Source organism: Ralstonia sp. UBA689, assembly GCF_002298975.1.
Classification (GTDB): domain Bacteria; phylum Pseudomonadota; class Gammaproteobacteria; order Burkholderiales; family Burkholderiaceae; genus Ralstonia.
The window spans coordinates 389,377-412,481 of the sequence record NZ_DBMV01000001.1; the positions used below are offsets into that span (position 1 = coordinate 389,377).

Annotated in this window: 20 protein-coding genes; 12 read left to right on the plus strand and 8 right to left on the minus strand. The window is 63.7% G+C overall.

Going from position 1 to position 23,105, the window contains the following annotated elements; all coding sequences use genetic code 11:
- The first annotated feature begins 84 nt into the window (after nucleotides 1-84).
- The 8 genes from B4F51_RS01960 (at nucleotide 85) to B4F51_RS01995 (ending at nucleotide 8,926) form a co-directional block, all read left to right on the plus strand.
- Complete coding sequence (locus B4F51_RS01960; protein ID WP_296223402.1) at nucleotides 85-1,266, plus strand: acetyl-CoA C-acetyltransferase; 1,182 nt, start codon at nucleotides 85-87, stop codon at nucleotides 1,264-1,266.
- Nucleotides 1,267-1,377: 111 nt separating this feature from the next.
- A complete protein-coding gene (locus B4F51_RS01965; protein WP_296223403.1) occupies nucleotides 1,378-2,118 on the plus strand; it encodes a 3-ketoacyl-ACP reductase in 741 nt (246 codons plus the stop codon).
- 394 nt (nucleotides 2,119-2,512) lie between these two features.
- Nucleotides 2,513-3,067: a polyhydroxyalkanoate synthesis repressor PhaR gene (gene phaR, locus B4F51_RS01970; RefSeq protein WP_296223404.1), complete on the plus strand. Its 555-nt coding sequence runs from the start codon at nucleotides 2,513-2,515 to the stop codon at nucleotides 3,065-3,067.
- Nucleotides 3,068-3,267: 200 nt separating this feature from the next.
- Nucleotides 3,268-4,248: a tRNA dihydrouridine synthase gene (locus B4F51_RS01975; RefSeq protein ID WP_296223405.1), complete on the plus strand. Its 981-nt coding sequence runs from the start codon at nucleotides 3,268-3,270 to the stop codon at nucleotides 4,246-4,248.
- Nucleotides 4,249-4,312: 64 nt separating this feature from the next.
- Nucleotides 4,313-5,674 (plus strand): 30S ribosomal protein S12 methylthiotransferase RimO, encoded by a 1,362-nt coding sequence (gene rimO / locus B4F51_RS01980; RefSeq protein WP_296223406.1) that lies wholly within the window; start codon nucleotides 4,313-4,315, stop codon nucleotides 5,672-5,674.
- 86 nt (nucleotides 5,675-5,760) lie between these two features.
- Entirely contained in the window at nucleotides 5,761-6,945 is a 1,185-nt protein-coding gene (gene bktB, locus B4F51_RS01985) for a beta-ketothiolase BktB (RefSeq protein ID WP_296223407.1), read from the plus strand.
- The gene (locus B4F51_RS01990) at nucleotides 6,920-7,660 is read left to right on the plus strand and encodes a hypothetical protein (RefSeq protein WP_296223408.1); all 741 of its coding nucleotides are present in this window, start codon (nucleotides 6,920-6,922) and stop codon (nucleotides 7,658-7,660) included. Before bktB ends, B4F51_RS01990 begins: the two co-directional genes overlap by 26 nt.
- A gap of 54 nt (nucleotides 7,661-7,714) precedes the next feature.
- Complete coding sequence (locus B4F51_RS01995; protein ID WP_296223409.1) at nucleotides 7,715-8,926, plus strand: cystathionine beta-lyase; 1,212 nt, start codon at nucleotides 7,715-7,717, stop codon at nucleotides 8,924-8,926.
- A gap of 39 nt (nucleotides 8,927-8,965) precedes the next feature.
- Here B4F51_RS01995 and B4F51_RS02000 read toward each other — a convergent pair whose 3' ends face one another.
- The 4 genes from B4F51_RS02000 to mfd all read right to left on the minus strand — a co-directional run bounded on the left by B4F51_RS02000 (nucleotide 8,966) and on the right by mfd (nucleotide 15,686).
- Nucleotides 8,966-10,027, minus strand: a complete 1,062-nt coding sequence (locus B4F51_RS02000; protein ID WP_296223410.1) for a PDDEXK nuclease domain-containing protein — start codon at nucleotides 10,025-10,027, stop codon at nucleotides 8,966-8,968.
- Nucleotides 10,028-10,045: 18 nt separating this feature from the next.
- Entirely contained in the window at nucleotides 10,046-10,903 is an 858-nt protein-coding gene (gene serB, locus B4F51_RS02005) for a phosphoserine phosphatase SerB (RefSeq protein ID WP_296223411.1), read from the minus strand.
- Nucleotides 10,904-11,012: 109 nt separating this feature from the next.
- Entirely contained in the window at nucleotides 11,013-12,206 is a 1,194-nt protein-coding gene (argE, locus tag B4F51_RS02010; RefSeq protein ID WP_296223412.1) for an acetylornithine deacetylase, read from the minus strand.
- Nucleotides 12,207-12,254: 48 nt separating this feature from the next.
- Nucleotides 12,255-15,686, minus strand: coding sequence for a transcription-repair coupling factor (gene mfd / locus B4F51_RS02015; protein WP_296223413.1), 3,432 nt, complete (start codon nucleotides 15,684-15,686; stop codon nucleotides 12,255-12,257).
- Nucleotides 15,687-15,845: 159 nt separating this feature from the next.
- Between mfd and ispD the strand changes: the two genes are divergently transcribed.
- The gene (ispD, locus tag B4F51_RS02020) at nucleotides 15,846-16,607 is read left to right on the plus strand and encodes a 2-C-methyl-D-erythritol 4-phosphate cytidylyltransferase (protein ID WP_296223414.1); all 762 of its coding nucleotides are present in this window, start codon (nucleotides 15,846-15,848) and stop codon (nucleotides 16,605-16,607) included.
- Entirely contained in the window at nucleotides 16,604-17,119 is a 516-nt protein-coding gene (gene ispF, locus B4F51_RS02025; protein ID WP_296223415.1) for a 2-C-methyl-D-erythritol 2,4-cyclodiphosphate synthase, read from the plus strand. The genes ispD and ispF overlap by 4 nt, the downstream gene beginning before the upstream one ends.
- Before the next feature lie 74 nt (nucleotides 17,120-17,193).
- On the opposite strand, the gene B4F51_RS02030 is transcribed toward ispF, so the two are convergent.
- The 4 genes from B4F51_RS02030 to ompR form a co-directional block, all read right to left on the minus strand.
- Nucleotides 17,194-17,712: a carboxymuconolactone decarboxylase family protein gene (locus B4F51_RS02030; RefSeq protein ID WP_296223416.1), complete on the minus strand. Its 519-nt coding sequence runs from the start codon at nucleotides 17,710-17,712 to the stop codon at nucleotides 17,194-17,196.
- Between the two features lie 78 nt (nucleotides 17,713-17,790).
- Nucleotides 17,791-18,345: a peroxiredoxin gene (locus tag B4F51_RS02035; protein WP_296223417.1), complete on the minus strand. Its 555-nt coding sequence runs from the start codon at nucleotides 18,343-18,345 to the stop codon at nucleotides 17,791-17,793.
- Nucleotides 18,346-18,613: 268 nt separating this feature from the next.
- Nucleotides 18,614-19,975, minus strand: coding sequence for an ATP-binding protein (locus tag B4F51_RS02040; RefSeq protein ID WP_296223418.1), 1,362 nt, complete (start codon nucleotides 19,973-19,975; stop codon nucleotides 18,614-18,616).
- 33 nt (nucleotides 19,976-20,008) lie between these two features.
- Complete coding sequence (gene ompR / locus B4F51_RS02045; RefSeq protein ID WP_004627064.1) at nucleotides 20,009-20,731, minus strand: two-component system response regulator OmpR; 723 nt, start codon at nucleotides 20,729-20,731, stop codon at nucleotides 20,009-20,011.
- Between the two features lie 210 nt (nucleotides 20,732-20,941).
- On the opposite strand from ompR, the gene B4F51_RS02050 reads away from it, so the two are divergent.
- The gene (locus tag B4F51_RS02050; protein WP_296223419.1) at nucleotides 20,942-21,385 is read left to right on the plus strand and encodes a hypothetical protein; all 444 of its coding nucleotides are present in this window, start codon (nucleotides 20,942-20,944) and stop codon (nucleotides 21,383-21,385) included.
- A gap of 79 nt (nucleotides 21,386-21,464) precedes the next feature.
- Nucleotides 21,465-23,084 (plus strand): DUF1800 domain-containing protein, encoded by a 1,620-nt coding sequence (locus tag B4F51_RS02055; protein ID WP_296223420.1) that lies wholly within the window; start codon nucleotides 21,465-21,467, stop codon nucleotides 23,082-23,084.
- Nucleotides 23,085-23,105 lie beyond the last annotated feature (21 nt).

The window sequence follows — 23,105 nt, forward strand, 5'->3', positions numbered from 1 at the left end:
CGAACGACAATTCCCCGTTGCCGTCGCGGCTCCGGCCGCCGACGGTTTCCCCACGACTCTCTCTCGACAGTGGAAGGCAAGCAAATGACTGATGTTGTAATCGTATCGGCGGTCCGTACCGCCGTGGGCAAGTTTGGTGGCTCGCTGGCGAAGATCGCCGCGCCCGAGTTGGGCGCAACGGTGATCCGCGAGGCGCTCTCGCGCGCCAAGGTGGCGCCGGATCAGGTGAGCGAAGTCATCATGGGCCAGGTGTTGACGGCCGGCTCCGGCCAGAACCCGGCGCGTCAGTCCCTGATCAAGGCGGGGCTGCCAAACATGGTGCCCGGCATGACCATCAACAAGGTGTGCGGCTCCGGTCTGAAGGCCGTGATGCTGGCCGCCAACGCCATCATCGCGGGCGATGCCGAGATCGTTGTGGCCGGTGGGCAGGAGAACATGTCCGCCGCGCCGCACGTCCTGCCGGGTTCGCGCGACGGTTTCCGCATGGGCGACGCTAAGCTGATCGATTCAATGATTGTGGACGGGCTGTGGGACGTCTACAACCAGTACCACATGGGCATCACCGCCGAGAACGTCGCCAAGGAATATGGCATCACGCGCGAGGCCCAGGATGAGTTTGCTGTCGCCTCACAAAACAAGGCGGAAGCCGCACAGAAGTCCGGCCGCTTCAATGACGAGATCGTCCCGGTCATGATCCCGCAGCGCAAGGGCGATGCGATTGCTTTTGCGCAGGATGAGTTCGTTCGCCACGGTGCGACACTGGAATCGATGGTTGGCCTGAAGCCTGCCTTCGACAAGGCCGGTACCGTGACGGCGGCCAATGCGTCGGGCCTCAACGATGGCGCTGCGGCGGTGGTGGTGATGTCGGCGGCCAAAGCCCGCGAGCTGGGCCTGACGCCGCTGGCGACCATTCGCGCCTACGCCAACGCGGGTGTCGACCCGAAGGTGATGGGCATGGGCCCGGTGCCGGCATCCAAGCGTTGCCTGTCGCGCGCTGGCTGGTCGGTGGGCGATCTGGATCTGATGGAGATCAACGAGGCGTTTGCCGCCCAAGCGCTGGCCGTGCATCAGCAGATGGGTTGGGATACGTCCAAGGTCAACGTCAACGGCGGCGCCATCGCCATCGGTCACCCGATCGGCGCGTCGGGCTGCCGCATTTTGGTCACGCTGCTGCACGAGATGCAAAAGCGCGATGCGAAGAAGGGCCTGGCCTCGCTGTGTATCGGCGGCGGCATGGGTGTGGCGCTGGCAGTTGAGCGTCCGTAAATCTGTGCAGTGTTATCGGTGTGTGTTGAACGAAATCAGCGCACACCGATCCGAAGCATCTCCGCTTGAGAAAGACTCAAGCGGCTCCAACAACAAGGACAAGGAGTGGACATGACCAAACGCATCGCATACGTCACCGGTGGCATGGGCGGTATCGGAACGGCGATTTGCCAGCGCTTGGCGCGCGACGGCTTTACCGTTGTCGCAGGCTGTGGCCCGAACTCGCCGCGCAAGGCGAAATGGCTCGAGCAACAGAAGGCGCTTGGTTTCGACTTCGTTCCGTCCGAGGGCAACGTCGGCGACTGGGAGTCGACCAAGGCGGCATTCGACAAGGTCAAGGCCGAAGTGGGCGAGGTCGACGTCCTCATCAACAATGCCGGCATCACGCGAGACGTGGTGTTCCGCAAGATGACCCGTGCTGATTGGGATGCTGTGATCGACACCAACCTCACGTCGCTGTTCAACGTGACCAAGCAGGTGATCGACGGCATGGTGGATCGCGGCTGGGGCCGCATCATCAACATCTCGTCGGTGAACGGCCAGAAGGGGCAGTTCGGCCAGACCAACTATTCAACTGCAAAGGCCGGCCTGCACGGTTTCACGATGGCATTGGCTCAGGAAGTGGCGACCAAGGGGGTGACGGTGAACACCGTGTCGCCGGGCTATATCGCCACCGACATGGTGAAAGCGATTCGTCAGGACGTACTCGACAAGATTATCGGTACGATCCCCGTCAAGCGCCTGGGCGAACCGACTGAGATCGCCTCGATCTGCGCATGGCTGGCGTCCGACGAATCGGGCTTTTCCACCGGCGCGGATTTCTCCCTCAACGGCGGCCTGCACATGGGCTGACCCTCAACGCTCATGCGGCGGCGATGTCGCCGTGTGGATGCAGTAATTCTTGCCCCGAGTCATGTCTGGTGCTGCGACGCTTGATTGCGTCGCAGCAATCTATTGACGCCATTTCCCGTGTGAATCCAGGTGCGCCAACCGCATCAAAATGCTGCGGGTTTTTACCGGGGGAGGTCGCCTTTTCTTTGCAGGGCGACAGGCATAGAATCCAGTCACGTAGGCGCTCCGCAGGGAGACAAGGAGCGTCCGATCATAACCGGATGCATCTGCGTTGCCGTACTTGCACGCAGGTCGGCAAAGTCGAGCAACCGCGTATTTTGTTGCACCGCTTGGTGCAGCAATTTCGCACTGCATCGGCTGCACCGCAGCAGCATCGTCACCACGGAAAGGCACGATGGCCACCAGCAAGAAGGGCACCGAACGGCTGATCAAGAAATATCCCAACCGCCGCCTCTACGATACCCAGACCAGCACATACATCACGCTGGCAGACGTCAAGCAGCTTGTGATGGAAACCGAGGATTTTCGCGTGGTCGATGCGAAGTCCGGTGAAGACCTGACCCGCAGCATTCTGCTGCAGATCATTCTGGAAGAGGAAACCGGCGGCGTGCCGATGTTCTCCGGCTCCATGCTGGCGCAGATCATCCGCTTCTACGGCAATGCCATGCAAGGCATGATGGGCACGTATCTGGAGAAGAACATCCAGGCGTTCGTCGATATCCAGAGCAAGCTGGCCGAGAACTCGAAGGATCTTTACAGCGGCAATACCTTCAACCCCGACATGTGGTCGCAGTTCATGAACATGCAGGGGCCGATGATGCAGGGCATGATGAGCAACTACATTGAGCAGAGCAAAAATCTGTTCGTGCAGATGCAGGAGCAGATGCAGAGCCAGGCCAAGAACATGTTCGGGACCTTCCCGTTCAATCAGCCGCCCGAGAAGAAGTAAGCTCGGCAGGCTTGGCAAGGTAAGGCGAATCGCGTGGCGGTTCGCCTTTTTTGTTTGGAGCGAGGGCGGGTGGGCGGCAGGGTAGAATGCGGGTCCTTCAAGTGAGGCAGGCGTCTCACCGGCGATCCCGATTCCCGTTTCAGTTTCTCCATGTTTGATGTCAGCCCCGGGCTTGCAGGCCGGTTGTTCTCCGTTTTCGCATGAGCCGCCTTTTACTTGCTCCGATGGAAGGGGTTGCGGATTTCGTCATGCGCGACGTGCTGACACAGGCCGGCGGCTATGACGGGTGCGTCTCGGAATTCGTTCGCGTAACGGGTTCCTTGCTGCCCGCGCGCACCTACGAGCGCGAAACCCCTGAGATCCGCAGCGGCGGCTATACGGCCAGCGGCACGCCGATGGTCATCCAGCTTCTCGGCAGCGATCCGGAATGGCTGGCCTGCAATGCTGCATACGCCGCGACGTTGTCGCCGCACGGGATCGACCTGAACTTTGGCTGCCCCGCCAAGGTGGTAAACCGGCACGGTGGCGGCGCCATGCTGCTCGACACGCCTGAGGTGCTGCACTCCATCGTGTCTGCCGTGCGTGCCGCCGTTCCGGCCAATATCGCGGTGACAGCCAAGATGCGGCTCGGCGTCTCGGATACTTCACGGGCGATCGACTGTGCAACAGCATTGGCGGAAGGTGGGGCGGAGTCGCTGGTCGTGCATGCCCGCACGCGGGATCACGGCTACCGGCCACCCGCACATTGGGACTGGATCGCGCGGATTGCTGACGTGGTGAACATTCCCGTGACCGCCAATGGCGAAGTCTGGACCGTCGCCGATTGGGAGCGTTGCCTCGCCGTGAGCGGCTGCGACGACGTGATGATCGGCAGGGGTGCCGTGTCCGATCCTTTCCTGGCCCAGCGCATTCGCGGGCAGAGGGAGCGGGAGCCGTCTGCTGCGGAATGGTCGCTGGTGCTCGGATATCTCGCCGATTATCTGAAGAAACTGCACGCGCGCATCTCAGCGCGCCATGAGCACGGCCGTGTCAAGCTGTGGCTCGGTTATCTGAAGCGGACGTGGCCGCAGGCCGCAGAATTGCATGATGCCATCCGGCGCCTGCAGGATGCGTTGGAAATCGAGCGGGTGATCGAGCACATGCAACTCGCGCTTGGTCGCCAAGGCACGGCGAACGGTTAAAATACGCAACCGCGCGGCAACCGTGTGTGCAGCGCAAATCCTCTCCCCACATCAGGTTGTTCCCATGTCCGACGTCAGTACCCAGAGCCCGAAGGTGGGCTTCGTTTCGCTCGGCTGCCCCAAGGCACTCGTCGATTCCGAACAGATCATCACCCAGTTGCGCGCGGAGGGGTACGAGATTTCCGGCACGTACGGCGGCGCGGACCTGGTGGTCGTGAACACCTGCGGCTTCATCGACGAGGCGGTGCAGGAAAGCCTGGATGCCATCGGCGAGGCGCTGGCCGAGAATGGCAAGGTGATCGTCACCGGCTGCCTGGGTGCCAAGAAGGACGCCTCCGGGCAGGACATCATCACCAGCGTGCATCCGAAGGTGCTGGCCGTGACCGGCCCCCACGCGCTGGGCGAGGTGATGGAAGCCGTACACACGCACCTGCCCAAGCCGCACGATCCGTTCATCGATCTGGTGCCGCCGCAGGGCATCAAGCTCACGCCCAAGCACTACGCCTATCTGAAGATTTCCGAAGGCTGCAATCACCGCTGCAGCTTTTGCATCATCCCGTCGATGCGCGGCGATCTCGTCTCGCGCCCGGTGGCCGAGGTGATGCTGGAGGCAGAGAACCTGCTGAAGGCGGGGGTGAAGGAACTGCTCGTCATCTCGCAGGACACCAGCGCCTATGGCGTCGACGTCAAGTTCCGCACCGGCTTCTGGAATGGCCGTCCGCTCAAGACGCGCATGACCGAGCTGGTGGCTGCACTGGGCGAGCTGGCTTCGCAATACGGTGCCTGGGTGCGCCTGCATTACGTCTATCCGTATCCGAGCGTAGACGAAGTGATGCCGCTGATGGCAGAGGGCAAGGTGTTGCCGTACCTCGATGTGCCGCTGCAGCACGCCCACCCGGACGTGCTCAAGCGCATGAAGCGCCCGGCCAACGCCGAAAAAACGCTGGACCGCATCCGCGCCTGGCGCGAGGTCTGTCCGGAGTTGACAATTCGCAGCACCTTCATCGCCGGTTTCCCCGGCGAGACGGAAGAAGAGTTCCAGACGCTGCTTGACTTCATCGCCGAGGCCGAACTGGACCGCGTGGGCTGCTTTGCCTATTCGCCGGTCGAAGGCGCGACCGCCAACGACCTGCCGGGTGCGCTGCCTGACGAGGTGCGCGAGGAGCGCCGTGCACGCTTCATGGAGGTGGCCGAACGTGTGTCCGCCCGCCGTCTGCAGCGCAAGGTCGGCAAGTCGCTGCGCGTGCTGGTGGACGAGGTGAACCAGGACGGCGGCATCGGCCGTTCTTCAGCGGATGCTCCGGAAATTGACGGTCTGGTCTACATTGCGCCGCCGTCCAAACCGTATAAGCGCTACAAGGCGGGCGATTTTGTGTCGGTTAAGATCACCGGCGCGGATGGGCATGACCTGTGGGGCGAGGTCTGATTCGCTTAGGTAATCCCACCTAAAATTTGCGAACGGTCGTTCGCTTATACTGGCCGCCATCCAATTTAAATTGCATGGAGACAGCAATGGCACGTGAAGTGGTGGTGGTCAGCGGTGTTCGTACCGCAATCGGGACGTTTGGCGGCGGCTTGAAGGATGTGGCCCCGTGCGAACTGGGTGCGCTCGTCGTGCGCGAGGCTCTGGCCCGCGCGGGCGTGAAGGGCGAGGAGGTTGGTCATGTGGTGTTCGGCCACGTCATCAACACCGAGCCGCGCGACATGTACCTCTCGCGCGTGGCGGCCGTGAACGGCGGCGTGTCGGCCGATACGCCCGCATTCAACGTCAACCGCCTGTGCGGCTCCGGCCTGCAGGCCGTAGTGAGCGCCGCGCAGACTATCCTGCTGGGTGACGCCGACATCGCCATTGGCGGTGGTGCCGAAAGCATGAGTCGCGCGCCGTACCTTGCGCCCGCTGCCCGCTGGGGTTCGCGCATGGGCGACGCCAAGATGATCGACATGATGCTCGGCGCGCTGCACGACCCGTTCCACACCATCCACATGGGTGTGACGGCGGAAAATGTCGCCCGCGAATTCGGCATCAGCCGCGAGCAGCAGGATCAGACCGCGCTGGAATCGCACCAGCGTGCCTCGCGCGCCATCCAGGCGGGCTACTTCAAGGACCAGATCGTTCCGGTGACGATCAAGTCGCGCAAGGGCGATATCCAGTTTGATACGGATGAGCACGTGCGCCACGACGCGACCATCGAAGACATGGTCAAGCTCAAGCCGGTCTTTGCGAAGGAAAACGGCACGGTCACGGCGGGCAATGCCTCGGGCCTGAACGACGCGGGTGCGGCGCTGGTGCTGATGGAGCGCTCGGTGGCCGAGAAGCGCGGTCTCAAGCCGCTGGCACGCCTGGTGTCGTATGGCCATGCGGGTGTCGATCCGAAGCTCATGGGCATTGGCCCGGTACCCGCCACGCGCAAGGCGTTGGAGCGTGCCGGTCTGTCGGTCAAGGATCTGGACGTGATCGAGGCCAACGAAGCTTTCGCAGCGCAGGCCTGCGCCGTGACGAAGGAACTCGGCCTGGACCCGGCCAAGGTCAACCCGAACGGCTCGGGCATTTCGCTCGGCCACCCGATCGGCGCGACGGGTGCCCTGATTACGGTGAAGGCGCTGTACGAGTTGCAGCGTATCGGTGGTCGCTACGCGCTGGTGACCATGTGCATTGGTGGAGGACAAGGCATTGCGGCGGTGTTCGAACGCATCTGAACGCACTTTTCCGATTGAACGGCTGATTCGGCCTGCCGGCGCGCTGCTTGCGCTGGCGCTGGCCACGGGCGTGGCGCTGGCGTCTGCACAGACGCCGTCTGCCAATAACGGCTATGACGTGTCGACCGGCGGCGCTAACGTGCAGCCGGTCGACCTCGGCCTGAATCGCGCCATCGCCGATGGTGATAAGCGACGGGCCGCCCATGCGGGCAATGGGTTCTCCGCCCAGACCGAGCAGCCTCGCGTGCTGCAGCCACAGCCTGACTACGCGAAATACCCTGTCTACACCGGCGTCATCGGCGACATGCCGATCCACATGCGCCTTGCCGCCAAGCCTGGCGAGATCGACAGCGTCCACGGCGAGTACGTCGCCGGCAATGGCCCGGGTGTGCGTCTCGTGACCGGCGAATACGAGAACGGCGGTTTCCTGATGGAGGAGTCCGACGACGGCACGCATGTCAGCGGCACGTGGGAGGGCGCCATCGACGCGCACGGCATCGTGCATGGCACCTGGACCGATGTCGCGCATGGCGGCCATACGCTCCCGTTTGTGCTGCGGCCAGTGGCCGTGGTGGTGATCCCGCCGTACGATGCCGCTGCCGATAGCAATGCCGTCGTACCGGCGACACCCTTGACGCCCGCCGCTCCGGGCCAGTTGGCTCCGGCACCGATGCTGCCGTCCGTTAATCCCGCCAGATCCGGCGCGCACTGGTAAGCTGCGGGGTCCATCGCTGACTGCCGCTCATCTGCCTTTGGCCAGGAATTCCTCGTGACCGACGATACCAAGCTCCCGCCCATGTTTCCCGCGACGCAAGCCGTGCATCCGGACCTGCATGTCCCGCCCGGCTTTGCGGCGTTTTCGCATGCCACGCAACGCGCCTCGACCGTCGTTTTCAAGAACCTCGCCGACATGCGCGCCTTCGGCAGCGGCAGCGTGGTGCACTGGCGTTACGGCCTGCACGCCACGCCGACCTCCGACGCGCTGTGCCAGGCGCTGGCGCAGATCGAAGGCGGGTCACACGCACTGCTGCTGCCTTCTGGCCTGGCGGCGATCTCGCTGGTGTACTTCACGCTCATCAAGTCCGGCGACGATGTGCTGGTGCCCGATAACGTCTACGGCCCGAATCGTGACCACGGCGAATGGATGGCCCGCCAGTTTGGCATCACCGTGCGCTATTACGATCCGATGATCGGCGCCGGCATCGCCGATCTGATGCGCCACAACACCAAGCTTGTGTGGCTGGAAGCGCCTGGCTCGGTGACGATGGAGGTGCCGGATTGCACTGCCATCGCCGAGGTGGTGCGCGCGCACGGCGCCGTCACCGCCATCGACAACACCTGGAGCGGCGGCGTGTATTACCAGCCGTTCGCGCACGGCATCGACATCTCGGTGCAAGCGCTGACCAAGTACCAGTCCGGTGGTAGCGACGTGCTGATGGGCGCCACCATTACCAATGACGAGGCGCTGCATCACAAGCTGCTGGCCACGCGCATGCGCATGGGTTGGGGCGTGTCGGCGGACGACTGCTATTTCGTGCTGCGCGGCCTGCCCAGCCTGCCGACGCGGTTGGCCGCGCATGACACACACGCGCGTGAAGTGGCGCAGTGGCTATCCGACCGGCCAGAGGTCGTGCGCGTGCTGCATCCTGCGCTGCCCAACTGTCCGGGCCATGAGAACTGGAAGCGTGACTTCACGGGCGCCTCCGGCCTGTTCTCGATCGTGCTGCACGAGCGCTATTCGGCTGCCCAGATCGACGCCTTTATCGAGGGGCTGCGCTACTTCGCGATCGGCTTTTCGTGGGGTGGAGCGCACAGCCTTGCGCTGCCGTACAACATCCCGTCGATGCGCACAGCCACGGCCTGGCCGCCGGCGGATTGGGAGAATGCGGGCGGCTTTGTGCGCCTGTATATCGGCTTGGAAGATCCGCGCGATCTGATCGCCGACCTGAAGCAAGCGATGGAGACGCACCTGCGGGGTTGATTGACGAGCGCCGCCGGCGGGCGCGGGCGTCGGCGGCCGTCAGAGTGTTTCCAGCAGGCGCGCAATGGCTTCCGGCGAGGGCAACTGCCCTTGCAGCTCCTTCGGTAAGCTCTTGGTAATGGCGTAAGTCGCCACGCCGATCGGCTTTTTCGCATCGCGCAGGGCGTACTCGACGATGGTGCGCTTCTTCTCCTTGCACAGGATGATGCCGATGGACGGGTTTTCGTCGTCCTGGCGCACCTGTGCGTCCAGCGCGGCCAGGTAGAACTGCATCTTGCCGACGAACTCAGGCTCGAACTTGCCGATCTTCAGTTCGATGGCGACGAGTGAGCGCAAGCGCCGGTGGAACAGCAGCAGGTCGATAAAGTATTCGTCGCCGTCTACTTCAAGCCGGTACTGGCTACCAAGGAAAGCGAACATGCCGCCCATCGCACGCAGAAAATCCTCAATGCGGGTAATCAGCGCGCGCTCCAGTTCCCGTTCGCTGTGTTGTTCGCCCAGTTCGAGAAAGTCGAAGGCGTATTCATCCTTGATCGCAAGCTTGGCCTGCGCACGCAAGGTGGGCGTCAGGGCCTTGTCGAAATTGGTCTGGCCCAGCAGCGATTTCTCGTAGCTTTGGTTGTCGATCTGGTGGGCGAGCACGTTTTTCGACCAGCCGAACTTACGCGTCATACGCAGGTAAAACTCACGCGCCTGGGCGTCTTTGCAGCGCGACATGATGAGCAGGTTGTGGGCCCATCCGATTTCTCCAACCAGTGGTTGGAGTTTTGGCGCGGCGCTGTATTCCTGATAGAACTGGCGCATATACCAAAGGTTTTGCACCGAAAACCCGCCCACTTCGGGAAACGCCGCGCGTAGATCGTTCGAGAGTTGTTCCACCACGCCCTTGCCCCAGCCCTCGCTGTGCTGTCGCTCGACGATGAGCTGGCCGATATCCCAATAGAGGCCCACCAGTGCCTTGTTGACCGTACGCAGTGCGGCGTATTGCGCCGCCTGAATGCGTGCCTTCACCTCGGCCAGCAATGCCGGGTAGTCCTTTGCCACGTCCTTTTCTCGCACCGCTGGTGCGAGTTTCTTGCGGGTGGGTTGCCTCGTCGCCATCGCCGTCTGACAGCGGCTTTACTGCTGCGGGAAAAGGTTCAGCAGCCCATCCAGCCCGACAACGTTGAGCGCCACGTCGGCCTGCGCCTGCACGATGGGCTTGGCGCGGAAGGCCACCGACAGGCCAGCTACGCCCATCATCTTCAGGTCGTTCGAGCCGTCACCCATGGCGATGGCGTTGTCCGGCGTCACGTCCAACTCTTTGCAGAACGCCTTGAGCGTCTGCGCCTTCACATCCGCATTGACGATCTCGCCGAGCACGCGGCCGGTGAGCTTGCCGTCCACGATCTCCAGCGTGTTGGCGCGCGTGCGGTCCAGGCCCAGGCGTTCCTGCAGGCGAGAGGTGAAGAACTCGAAGCCGCCCGATACGAGCAGCGTGCGGATGCCCATGGCCTGCACGGCCTTGAGCATCTTCTCGGCGCCGGGTGACAGTTGCAGGCGCTCGGCATAAACACGCTCCAGCACGCCCGCGTCCAGGCCCTTGAGCAGTTCGACGCGGCGCGTGAGACTCTCGTTGAAATCCTTGATCTCACCGCGCATCGACGCCTCGGTGATGGCGGCCACCTGCGATTTCAGGCCGCAGAAATCGGCAATCTCGTCGATGCACTCGATGGTGATGAGGGTGGAATCCATGTCCATCGCCAGGACGCGAAAATCCCCAAAGGTCCATTCGTCGGGAATCCACGCGTAGTCCAGCTTCAGATTGGCGCAGATGGCGTCGAGCTGGACGCGCAGTTCGCTGGGTAGTTCGTGCACCCACTCGATGGCGGCTACGTTGGGCGTACGCATCTCGTAGGCGGCAGTGCCGAACAGGCTGCGGACGGACTCGATCTCGCCGGAGGACAGCGGCGACAGGCTTTGCAGGACGACGGGCATGGGAGGGCGGGGGAATGAAATGCCGGGGAAGCGCGCCATTGTAGCGAACGCTGCCCTAGGAATGCGCCCCACGAAAAGGTGAGGCGCACATGAACTGAGGCAGCAGGGCTCAGGCGGAGGCAGTCTCCAGCATCAGGCTGCGGACCACCTTGGCGAGGAACTGGTCGCAGGCATCAAGCTGGGCGAGTTCCACGTACTCGTTGGCCTTGTGTGCCTGCTCAATGTTGCCTGGACCGCACAACACGGCCGGAATGCCGGCACGCTGGAAGAGGCCCGCCTCGGTGCCGTAGGCGACCTTGCGTTTGTCGTTGTCCTCAGTCAGCACGCGCACGAGCTGCGTGATAGCGGCCTGCTCAGAGGCGTCGAGCGACGGCGCAGCGGCAATCTCGGCCAGTTCGATGCGGGCATCCGGGTGTTCTCGCTGCATCGCGGGTTCGATGGTCTCGCGGATGTATTGCTCCACGCGGCCGCGGATGGCCGGTGCATCCACGCCCGGCAGGTTGCGGAATTCGAAGACGACCTCGCACAGCGCGGGAATCGTGTTGAGCGCGATGCCGCCGTTGACGAGGCCGGTGGACGCCGTGGTGAAGGGCACGTCGAATGCGTCGTCAAATGGGCCTTGTGCGCGGAATTCATCGGCCAGGTCGCGCACGAAGCAGATGATGCGCGCGGCGTATTCGATGGCATTGACCCCCTGCGGCGTGAGCGACGAATGGGCGGCGCGCCCGTGCACGCGGCAGCGGTAAGCGTTGATGCCCTTGTGGGCGATGATCGGACGCATGGAGGTGGGCTCGCCGACGATGCAACCGGCAGGCTTGATGCCGCGTGCGATCAGGTCTTCGATCATGCGCGGTGCGCCCACGCAGCCGACCTCCTCGTCATACGATAGCGCCAGGTGCACCGGCTCGCGCAGCTTGGCCTGCAGCAGCGACGGCACCAGCGCCAGCGACGAAGCAATAAAGCCCTTCATGTCGCACGTGCCGCGCCCGTACAGCCTGCCGTCGCGGATTTCCGGCGTGAACGGGGCGCTGTCCCACTTCTGACCATCGACTGGCACCACGTCGGTATGACCCGACAGCACGATGCCGCCTTGCACGCTGCCATCCGCAGCCGGAATCGTCGCAAACAGGTTGGCCTTGTTGCGGTCGTCGTTGTGCGAGAGATGCGATTCGATGCCGACGCCGCGCAGGTAGTCGCGCACGGTTTCGATCAGCGCCAGGTTGGAGCCGCGGCTGGTGGTGTCGAAGCTGACAAGCTTGCGCGTCCATTCAAGCGTGGATAGGCCGGTGGGGGTGGTGCTCATGATGGTGTCCTGAGGGTGTCTTTCTGGTGATTGGCTGATCCTATCCGATCAACTCAATTGCCGCATGGCGTGGCGGATCGTCTGTGCCAGCGCGGCGGTCTCGGCGGGGATGTTCTCGATGCGCAGGCGGTCCTGGCCGGCCAGCTTGATTTGCCGGTTCTTCTGCACCAGGTCGATGATCTTGATTGCATCCACGGGCGGGTTGGGCACGAAATGCAGCGTGACAGCGTCGGCGCCCGTGTCGATCTTGCGGATGCCCAGCGGCACCGCCGCAATGCGCAGGCGGTGCGTCTCGATGAGCGATTGCGCTTGCGGCGGCAGCTTGCCGAAGCGGTCGATCAGTTCTTCCTGGATATTGTCAATGGTCTCGCTGCTTTCACAGTTGGCCAGGCGCTTGTACAGCGACAGGCGCTCCTGCACGTCGCCGCAGTAGTCCTGCGGCAGCAGGGCGGGCGTGCCGAGGTTGATCTCAGTGGTGGCTGCCAGCGGCGCCATCAGGTCGGGCTCCTTGCCCGCCTTGAGCGACTTCACCGCCTGATTGAGCATGTCGGTGTAAAGCTGGAAGCCGATCTCGGAAATCTCGCCAGACTGCTTGTCGCCCAGCACCTCGCCGGCGCCGCGGATCTCCAGGTCGTGCATCGCCAGGTAGAAGCCGGAGCCGAGTTCTTCCATTTGCTGAATCGCTTCCAGCCGGCGCTGTGCCTGCTTGGTCAGGCCGTCCACGTCATGCACCAGCAGATACGCATACGCCTGGTGATGCGAGCGCCCGACACGGCCGCGCAACTGGTGCAATTGCGCCAGGCCGAACTTGTCGGCGCGGTGGATCAGGATCGTGTTGGCGGTCGGCACGTCGATACCGGTTTCAATAATCGTCGTGCACAGCAGGATGTTGGCGCGCTGGGCCACGAAATCGCGCATCACGCGCTCCAGCTCTCGCTCATGCATCTGGCCGTGGGCAACCACCACGCGCGCCTCCGGAATCAACTCCTCCAGCTTGGCGCGCTTGTTCTCGATGGTTTCGACCTCGTTGTGCAGGAAGTAGACCTGACCGCCGCGTTTCAGCTCACGCAGGATGGCTTCGCGCAGCACGCCGTCTTCTTCGCGGCGCAGGAAGGTCTTGATGGCCAGCCGCTTCTGCGGCGCGGTGGCAATCACCGAGAAATCGCGCAGGCCTTCCAGCGCCATGCCCAGCGTGCGCGGGATCGGCGTGGCGGTGAGCGTGAGCACGTCCACCTCGGCGCGCAGCGTCTTGAGCGCCTCCTTCTGGCGCACGCCAAAGCGGTGTTCCTCATCGATGATGACGAGCCCGAGGCGATCGAATTTCACGTCTGGTGAGAGCAGCTTGTGCGTGCCGATCACGATGTCGATGGTGCCGGCATTGATGGCCTCGATGGCTCCGTCGATCTCTTTCTTGTTCTTGAAGCGCGAGATCTCGGCAATGCGCACGGGCCAATCTGCAAAGCGGTCGACCAGCGTCTGGTAATGCTGCTCCGCCAGCAGCGTGGTGGGCGCGAGAATGGCGACCTGCTTGCCGCCCATCACCGCGACGAAGGCGGCGCGCAGTGCGACTTCCGTCTTGCCGAAGCCGACGTCGCCGCAGACGAGGCGGTCCATCGGCTTGCCCGAGGTCATGTCGGCGATGACGGCTGCAATGGCGGCAGCCTGGTCGGGCGTTTCTTCAAAGCCGAAGCTCTCGGCAAACGTCTCGTAGTCGTTCGGCGTGAGCGGGAAGGCAAAGCCCTGGCGCATCGCGCGGCGCGCATACAGGTTCAGCAGTTCGGCCGCTGTATCGCGGATCTGCTGAGCGGCTTTGCGCTTGGCTTTTTCCCACTGGCCGGAGCCGAGCGAGTGCAGCGGCGCAGTTTCCGGATCGGCGCCGGAGTAGCGCGAGATCACGTGCAACTGATGCACCGGCACGTAGAGCTTGCTGCCCTTGTCGTAGTCGAGGTGGAGAAACTCCTCCTCGCCGTTGCCCATATCGATGGAGGCGAGCCCTTGGTAGCGGCCGATGCCGTGCTCGCTATGCACCACTGGGTCGCCGATCTTCAGCTCGGCCAGGTCGCGCACCATGGCATCCACGGCGGTAGCCTGTTCCTGCTTGCGGCGCCCGGCGCGGCGGGTGGTTTGCTCGTAAAGCTCGGTCTCTGTGATGAGGGCGATACGCTCCTCGCCGAGGATGAAGCCTTGGTACAGCGGTGCCACGCCCAGCACGAACTTGGCATCGCCCGCCATCAGGTCGGCAAAGTCAGCCACGCCTTCGGGGTGCAAGCCGCTAGCAGCAAGCATTTGCGCAAGCGTTTCGCGGCGGCCTGCGGATTCGGCGCAGATCATTACGCGGCAGTTGCTGCGCATCAGGAACGATTCGAGATTGACGAGCGGGTCCTCTGCGCGGCGGTTGACGGCCACGTTCGGCAACGGCAGCGAAAGCGGTTCATCGCCGGGCTCGCTGCGCAACACCAGACGTGCGTGCGGCTTAGCCGCGACGAAGAACGCCTCTTCATCCAGATACAGGGCAGACGGCTGCAGCAGCGGCCGCTCGCGGTCATGACGCATGAAGTTGTAGCGCTGGGTGGTGTCGGCCCAGAAGCGGCGCACCGCGCCTTCGATGTCGCCCACGAAGGCGAGATGCGTGGCGCCGGGCAGGTAGTCGAACAGCGTCGCGGTCTCTTCGAAGAACAGCGGCAGGTAATACTCGATGCCGGCCGAGGGCACGCCGTTGCCGATGTCCTTGTAGATGGGTGAGCGCGTCGGGTCGCCCTCGAACACCTCGCGCCAGCGGCCGCGGAAGGCGGTGCGCGAGGCTTCGTCCATCGGGAATTCGCGGCCCGGCAGCAGGCGCACCTCATTGACTGGATAAAGGCTGCGCTGCGTGTCGGGGTCGAAGGAGCGGATGGTCTCGATCTCGTCGCCGAAGAGGTCGAGCCGGTACGGCAGCGGCGAGCCCATCGGGAATAGGTCGATCAGACCGCCGCGCACCGAATATTCGCCTGGCCGCATCACAGCGCTGACGTGTTCGTACCCGGCCAGCGTGAACTGCGCTTTGAGCGCGGCCTCATCGAGCTTTTCGCCCTTCTTGAAGAAGAACGTATAGGCGGCTAGGAACGAGGTTGGGGCGATACGCTGCAGCGCCGTGGAAGCAGGCACCAGCAGGATGTCGCACGCGCCGTTCTGCAGGTCATGCAGCGTCGCCAGCCGCTCCGAGATCAAATCCTGGTGCGGCGAGAAGTTGTCGTACGGCAGCGTTTCCCAGTCCGGCAGCAGCTTCACGCGCGCTTGCGGCGCGAACCAGCGCAGCTCTTCGGCCAGGCGCTGGGCATCGACGGCATTGGCGCAGACCACCGCCAGCATTGGTACGGCGGCGCGATGCTGTTCCAGGTAGCGCGCGAGCAGCAGGGCATCCGCCGCACCCTGCAGGCCGCTGAAGACGAAGCGCTGGCCTGGTTTGACGGCGGGCAGGGCGGAGAACGAGAAATCGGACATGTGGGGGTCGGTCGGCAAGACAAAGCACGACACCCCGCCAGCTTTTGCGGGCGGGGTGTTCCGGGTTCGGCCGCTATTATAAAATCCGCGCCAATCGCGTGCTGGTGAAGGCCAAAAATCCTGGAAAACGCCGCACTTACGCTTCATCTTCCGTATTCCATGCCCGAAAACTCCCGCATAGGCCGACGCCGCTTTGCGCTGATTCCCTCGGCCGGCACCGGCTCACGCGCCGGTGGTGACCTGCCAAAGCAATATCAGGCGATTGCCGGGCGGCCGATGCTTTGGCATACGGCGCAAGCGTTTCTGGCCAGTCCCGAGATTGATGCCGTGCTGGTTGTCACGACGCCGGGCGCACAGCCGCTCGCGCAGCGCTTTCCCGATGGCGGGTTCGATGCCCCCACACTGGTGGAAGTCGATTGCGGCGGCGATTCGCGCCACGCCTCGGTCACGCACGGGCTGGCAGCGTTGCGCGGCCTAGGTGCGCATGACGACGACTGGGTGCTCGTGCACGATGCTGCACGCCCTGGCCTGACCCCCGCGCTGATCGCTCGCCTGGTTGCAGCGGTTGACTCGGAAGGCTCGCAAGCGGTGGGCGGTATCCTCGCGCTGCCGGTGGCCGATACGCTCAAGCGTGCCGACATCGCTCAGCACATCGACGCCACCGTGCCGCGCGACGGTCTGTGGCAGGCGCAGACGCCGCAGATGTTCCCGCTCGGTCTGCTGGAACGCGCCTTGCGTGACGCGCTCGTGCAGCACCGCATCGTCACCGATGAAGCCAGCGCCATCGAAGCCGCCGGCCATAAGCCGCTGCTGGTGCCTGGCGCGCTGCGCAACTTCAAGGTGACGTATCCCGACGATTTCGCGCTCGCCGAGGCCATCCTTGCGCGCGCCAACCCCGATCAAGAGGCATCGCAAGCATGAACTGGGTGGACATCCCGAATTTCCGTATAGGCCAGGGCTACGACGTGCACGCGCTGGTGGAGGGCCGCAAGCTGATCCTCGGCGGCGTGGAGATTCCGCACACGCGCGGGCTGCTCGGCCACTCCGACGCCGACGCGCTGCTGCACGCGATTACCGATGCGCTGTTCGGTGCCGCCGGCCTGGGCGACATCGGCCGGCACTTTCCCGATACCGATCCGGCCTTTGCCGGTGCAGATAGCCGCGTGCTGCTGCGCGAGGCGGTGCGCCGTGTGCGCGAGGCAGGCTATGCGGTGGGCAACGTCGACGCCACCGTCATCGCCCAGAAACCGAAGCTCGCACCGCACGTGCCGGGCATGGTCGCCAACTTGGCGGAAGACCTCGGTATTGCGCCCGCGCGCTGCAACGTCAAGGCCAAGACCAACGAGAAACTCGGCTTCGAGGGCAAGGAAGAGGGCATCGTCGCGCAGGCCGTGGTGCTGATCTACCGCGCGGAAGGTGCTGACCAGGACTGAAGCCCGGCCTCACGAACGACAACGGCAGCCCGGATTGCTCCGCGCTGCCGTTGTCGCTTGTGGAGCCTGATCACCTATTCGGAAGCAATCACGATCGCTGCGGCGTTGATCACCGAAGCGATGCGTCCGACATCGCGCAATTGCTGCGTGGGCATGCCGATCTCCCTGAGCAGCTTGTAGTGCGAACTGACGCAGAAGTGGCATTTGCCGACGATGGAAGCTGTCAGGGCGTACATCTCGAAGCGGCGCCTGTCGATGCCGCCGTGGGCGGCGTAGGCGTTCATGCGCAGCTCGGCGCGCTGCGTTTTCAGGTCTTCGTCATCGGCCATCTCGACAAACGGATACCACGTGTTGTTCATGCCCATCAGTGCTGCGGCGGTGAGTGCGCCGGTGGTCTCTTCGGGCGACAGCACGCCGGCATTGCGGATGATCTCGACCAGCACCTTGCTCTTGGCCGCAAAGGCTGCCGCCAGCGCCACGCCCACGGCATCTGTGCCTTCGAGCGAAGACCTCGCGATGGTGCTGTCCACGTTCAGGCGGATGTCCTTGGCGTAGTCGGGAATACGCCCTTTAATCGTCTGCAGGAATTCCATTGAATTCTCCTATTCGCTCGCGCTGAAAAAGCCCGCTTGCGCGGGCTTCGGGCATTAGGCACATCACGGCCGCCGCAATCAGGCATGCAGCGTTTCGCCGCCCACCGCGCGATTGCATGGGCACAGTTCGTCCGTTTGCAGGCCATCGAGGATGCGCAGAACTTCGTCCGGATTGCGGCCCACGTTCAGGTTGTTGACCGACACGTGCTGGATCACGTTATGCGGATCGACGATGAACGTGGCGCGCAGGGCGACACCGGCCTCGTGTTCGCGCACGCCGAGCTGGTCGATCAGCGCGCCAGTCGTGTCGGCAAAGGACCACTGGTTGAGTTTGTTCAGATCTTTGTGCTCGCGGCGCCACGCCAGCTTGACGAACTCGTTGTCGGTGGAGCCGCCCAGGACGACCGTGTCGCGGTCTTCGAAATCCTGGTTGAGCTTGGCGAAGGCAACGATCTCGGTCGGGCACACGAAGGTGAAGTCCTTCGGATAAAAGTAGATGACCTTCCACCTGCCGGGGAACGAGGTCTCGGTGATGTCTTCGAACGCCGACTGGCCGTTTTCCTCGTGATGGTTGAACCCCGGCTTGACGCCGACAACCTTGAACGGTTCGAGCTTGTCACCAATGGTCTTCATGAGCTTCTCCTGAAGTTGCGGGGCTTTGGGGGCGGGACTTGCGAAGCAGCGGGGCTTGCGAATACCCGCTCGCCGAGGGGGGACAACGGGCGGAGAGACAAAAACATAGCCGCGGCGCAAGCGCAGCCTAGCGGCTGGATTATGGGCGACGAAATCGCAAGCGGCTAATTGATAATCTCAAAGCGCGCCATAGCGGCCGTACCCTGCGCGACCTTACGGGCCTCGCATGACAGCCGTGCCAAACGGGGGATGTGCAGGCTGTGCCAGATCAAGCCCGCGCATAGCAGGCACTGACCACCAACCCCGTCTCCGGCGGCGTGCGGTTCTCGAGCGTCAACCGCCCGCCGCTGCGCTGCAAGATGCGATTGACGATCGACATGCCGAGCCCCGCGCCCTTGGCCTCGCTGCGGGCCGATTCCAGCCGGTAGAACGGGCGCGTGAGCAGCACGAGCTGGTCGCTTGGTACTCCGACACCGCGGTCGGCCACGCACAGCACCACTTCGTTGTTCTGCAGCGTGGTGCTGACGGTGATCTCTGCGCGACTGGTGCCGGGCGTCTTGCCATAGCGGCGCGCGTTCTCGATGAGGTTGTCGAGAATGCGCTGCGTCTCCATGCGGTTGCAGTGTGCGACGGCCTCGGGCGCCAGCTTGAGCGTCAGATCGATGTCGCCGTGCGCTGAGTAGACGGGGGCCGTGTCGCGCACCAACTCGGTCAGGTCGACGGCTTCGAGCATCTCGCCGGTGGGGCGCGCGTAGTCGAGGAACTGGCCGATGATGGCATCCATCTGCTCGATATCGGCCACCATCAACTCGCGCGTCTGCTCGTCGACGGGGCTCATCTCGGTTTCCAGGCGCAGGCGCGTGAGGGGCGTGCGCAGGTCGTGCGAGATGCCGGCAAGCATGACGGCGCGGTCGGCTTCAAGTTGCTTCAGGTCGCGCACCATTTGGTTGAAGCTGTGATTTGCCTGCGCCACTTCAGTACCGCCGCCTTCGGGCAGTGACTTCGGGTCGTCACCCGCGCTGATGGCGCGCGCCGTGTCGGCCAATCGTTTGAGCGGCTGGTTCACGCGCGAGGTGATGAAGGCTGCGCCCAGTACCGACAGCACCAGTGCCGCCATCGACCACCACAGCCATTGCAGCCCAGGCACGTGTTCGAAGCGGTCTGGGCTGATGGCGACCCAGTAGTCGTCGCCTTCGATCTGGAAGCTGACCCACACACCTGGGATGTCGTTGACCGCCGTGGCGATCACCGTATCGGCACCCAGCCGGTTGCGAATTTCCTGTTGAACGAGCTGCGTCAGATAAGGATTGGTGCGCGGCTCGCGGTATTCGTCTTCCTTTTCGCGCGGGTACACCTTGATGCCTTCGTTTTGCACGAGGTCGAGCAGCAGGAAGCGGCGCCGCGCGGGATCGGAATACAGCAGCGCCGCCCGCGTGAGCTTGACCACGCTGACCACCTGCATGGCGATCTGCTGCGCGCGTGGTTCGCGCTCGAAAATGCGGAAGCTCTGGAACCACACGCCCAGCGAAATCGCGATGAGCAATGCGATCAGCATGAAGGTTCGCCAGAACAGCGAACCGAACACACTGATCAGTAGACGCCGCAGCGCGGCCGGACGCGGGATGCGCAAGTCGGTGCGGAAGAGGAGGTTTGGCTTGACGCCTTACTTGGCGCCGTCGGGAATGAACACGTAGCCCAACCCCCAGACCGTCTGGATAAAACGCGGGTTGCTGGCGTCGGGTTCGATCAGCTTGCGCAGGCGCGAGATCTGCACGTCCAGGCTGCGGTCGAAGACTTCGTACTCGCGGCCGCGCGCCATTTCCATGAGCTTTTCGCGCGATAGGGGTTGGCGCGGATGGCGCGCGAACACCTTGAGTACGGAGAATTCGCCCGTCGTAAGCGTGATCTCTTCATCGTTCTTCTTGAGCGTGCGCGTGGCCAGGTTGAGCACGAAATCGCCAAAAGCGAAGGTTTCTGGCGTTTCCGACGGCGCGCCGGGAATCTCGGCCGGGCCGCGGCGGCGCAGCACCGCGTGGATGCGCGCGATCAGTTCGCGCGGGTTGAAAGGCTTGGGCAGGTAGTCGTCGGCGCCCATTTCGAGGCCGACAATGCGATCGACGTCTTCTCCCTTGGCGGTGAGCATGATGATGGGCGTCTGATCGTTCGCGCCGCGCAGGCGGCGGCAGATCGACAAGCCGTCTTCCCCCGGCATCATCAGGTCGAGCACGAGCAGGTCGAAGCGCTCGCGCAGCCAGAGTTTGTTCATGGCGGTGGCGTTTTCCGCCACCAGCACGGTGAAGCCCTGTTCCCCGAGGTAGCGGCGCAGCAGATCGCGCAGGCGGGGATCGTCGTCGACGACAAGAATCTTTTGACCGGAATTTTCCATGGCGCTAATGGTAACGGCAAAAACACGGGCTCGATGCGCAACAAAAGCCTAATTGAAACAGACGGTTACATTATTTACCGAGGCGCGCGAACAGTCTGTGGGACGCGCGGCTACACTGCCTTGGCAGTTCCGCGAGTCGGGTCAACTATTGTCGACCCCCGCGAAGGGGACTGGCGTGCAATGCGGTTGCCTGTTATCGATTGTCGCGCAATGATGCATGGCGCATCGGTTTCCAGCAACATGGACGTGGCTTCTCTCTCTCTTTTGACGGATCGATCGGTAAGTTTCCGGCAGCGGTTGGCGCTGACGGTGTGTGCTGCCGCCCTTTTTCTGGTGCACCTTTCGGCGCAGGCGCGCGGGCCGCACAACGCCCCGCCTGGCGCATTCGGTGGCAACGGTGGCGGGTTCAGCCGATTCAGCGGCGGTGGTTTCTTCGAGGCCGCGGCACCGCACAAGGGCGGGAATCAGGGCCAGGCGCGCGGCAACGAAGGCGATGAACGCCGCCGCCGCGCCGCCGCCATGGAGAAGCGCCGGGCCGAGAACGAAGGCCGGTCGTCGCCACCCCCGCAGCGCAAGCTGTCACCCGAGGAACGCAAGCAGTTGCGTCAGAACATCTATGACGTCACGCGGGACATCTACCACCGTGGCGGCTAGGTAGGGGCCGAGGAACGGCGCGCAGTCGCTGCCCCGGCAAAGCTCCGCAGGGGCAGTAGGGTCGACTCGGGGGACCGACGTGCGAGTACGTGGCACCATCATTTTCTTGGCGCTGGCAGCCGCCGGCGTGCTTTCACTTCAACCCACGCAGGCGGCGACGCAGGACAAGCCGCATCGCCACAGTACGCGAGCCTTGGCGCCTGCTGCCGACGAGCAGCGCCTGGACCGCGACGACGCGCGCTATTTCCTCACCCGCATCGGCTTCTCGCCCTCCGAGAGCGAACTCGATGCCTATGCCGGGCTGACGCACCGCGAGGCCGTCGACCGCGTGCTGGCCCAGACGGGCAACGTTGCCACTCAGCCGCCACCGGCCTGGGTGAACGAGCCGATCATCCCCTACAACAAGCTGCCCGACGAAGACGCCCGCAAGGCCGCTCGCCAGAAGAATGGCGCGCATGAATTGGAACTGCGCGCCTGGTGGATGGGCGAGATGATCAAGACGCCGTCGCCGCTCACCGAGCGTATGACGCTGTTCTGGCACAACCACTTTGTCTCCAGCTCGCAGAAGGTGCCGTTCGCGCAGTTGATGTATCGGCAGAACGTGCTGCTGCGGCAGAACGCCGTAGGCAACTTCGGCACCATGCTGCACGCCATCGGCAAAGACCCGGCGATGCTGATCTACCTCGACGGTGCCGAAAGCCGTAAGGGCAAGCCCAACGAGAACTTCGCGCGCGAGGTGATGGAGCTCTTCACGCTGGGCGAGGGCCATTACACCGAGCAGGACATCAAGGAAGCCGCGCGTGCCTACACCGGCTGGAGCATCGATCGCGAGCACGACTTTGCTTACATCTGGCGCCCGCAAATTCACGATACGGGCGTAAAAACCGTATTCGGCCAGAGCGGGGATTACGACGGCGACCAGATGCTCGACATCCTGCTCTCATGCTCCGAGACGGCCACCTTCATCGTGACCAAGCTGTGGCGCGAGTTCGTTTCGCCTGACCCGGATGTGGTGCAGGTGCAGCGCGTGGCCGATGCCTTCCGCTCCAGCGGCTACGACATCAAGGTCGCGCTGCGCGAACTGTTCATGACGCCCACGTTCTGGGCACCGCAGACGCGCGCGACGCTGGTGAAATCGCCCGTGGAGATGATCGTCGGCACGCTCAAGGAATTCAACGTGCAGTATTCCGATCCGACGCCGTTTGCGATCAAGTCTGCACAGCTCGGGCAGAACCTGCTGGCGCCGCCCAACGTGAAGGGCTGGCCGGGCGGTGATGCGTGGATTAACTCGACCACATTGCTGGGGCGCAAGCAGTTTCTCGATCAGCTATTCCGTTCGACAGAGATGAAGCCGCCGGCACAGCAGGCTCAGCAGCAGAAGCCCGGCGTGATGATGGCCGCCATGCGCGAAGACCTGAAGCAGGGTGGCACGGTGCAGGGCCTGGGCCAAGCGCTCAAGGGCATGGGCCAGGAAGGCCGCTTCAAGCTGGCGCAGGCGCAGACAATGGTGTCGTTCAACTCGGCCAAGTGGCTCGCGCAATTCGGGGCGGAGGCGGATGACCCGCCGCAACTCGGGCCGCGCATCTCGATCCAGCGCGCCGTGCTGCCGATCGAGCCGACAGCGCCCATTCCCGTCAAGCTGGCCGGTACGGCGTACCTGCGCACGCTGATGATGGACCCGGCTTATCAACTGAAGTAACGCCACCTCTGCTGGAGCACA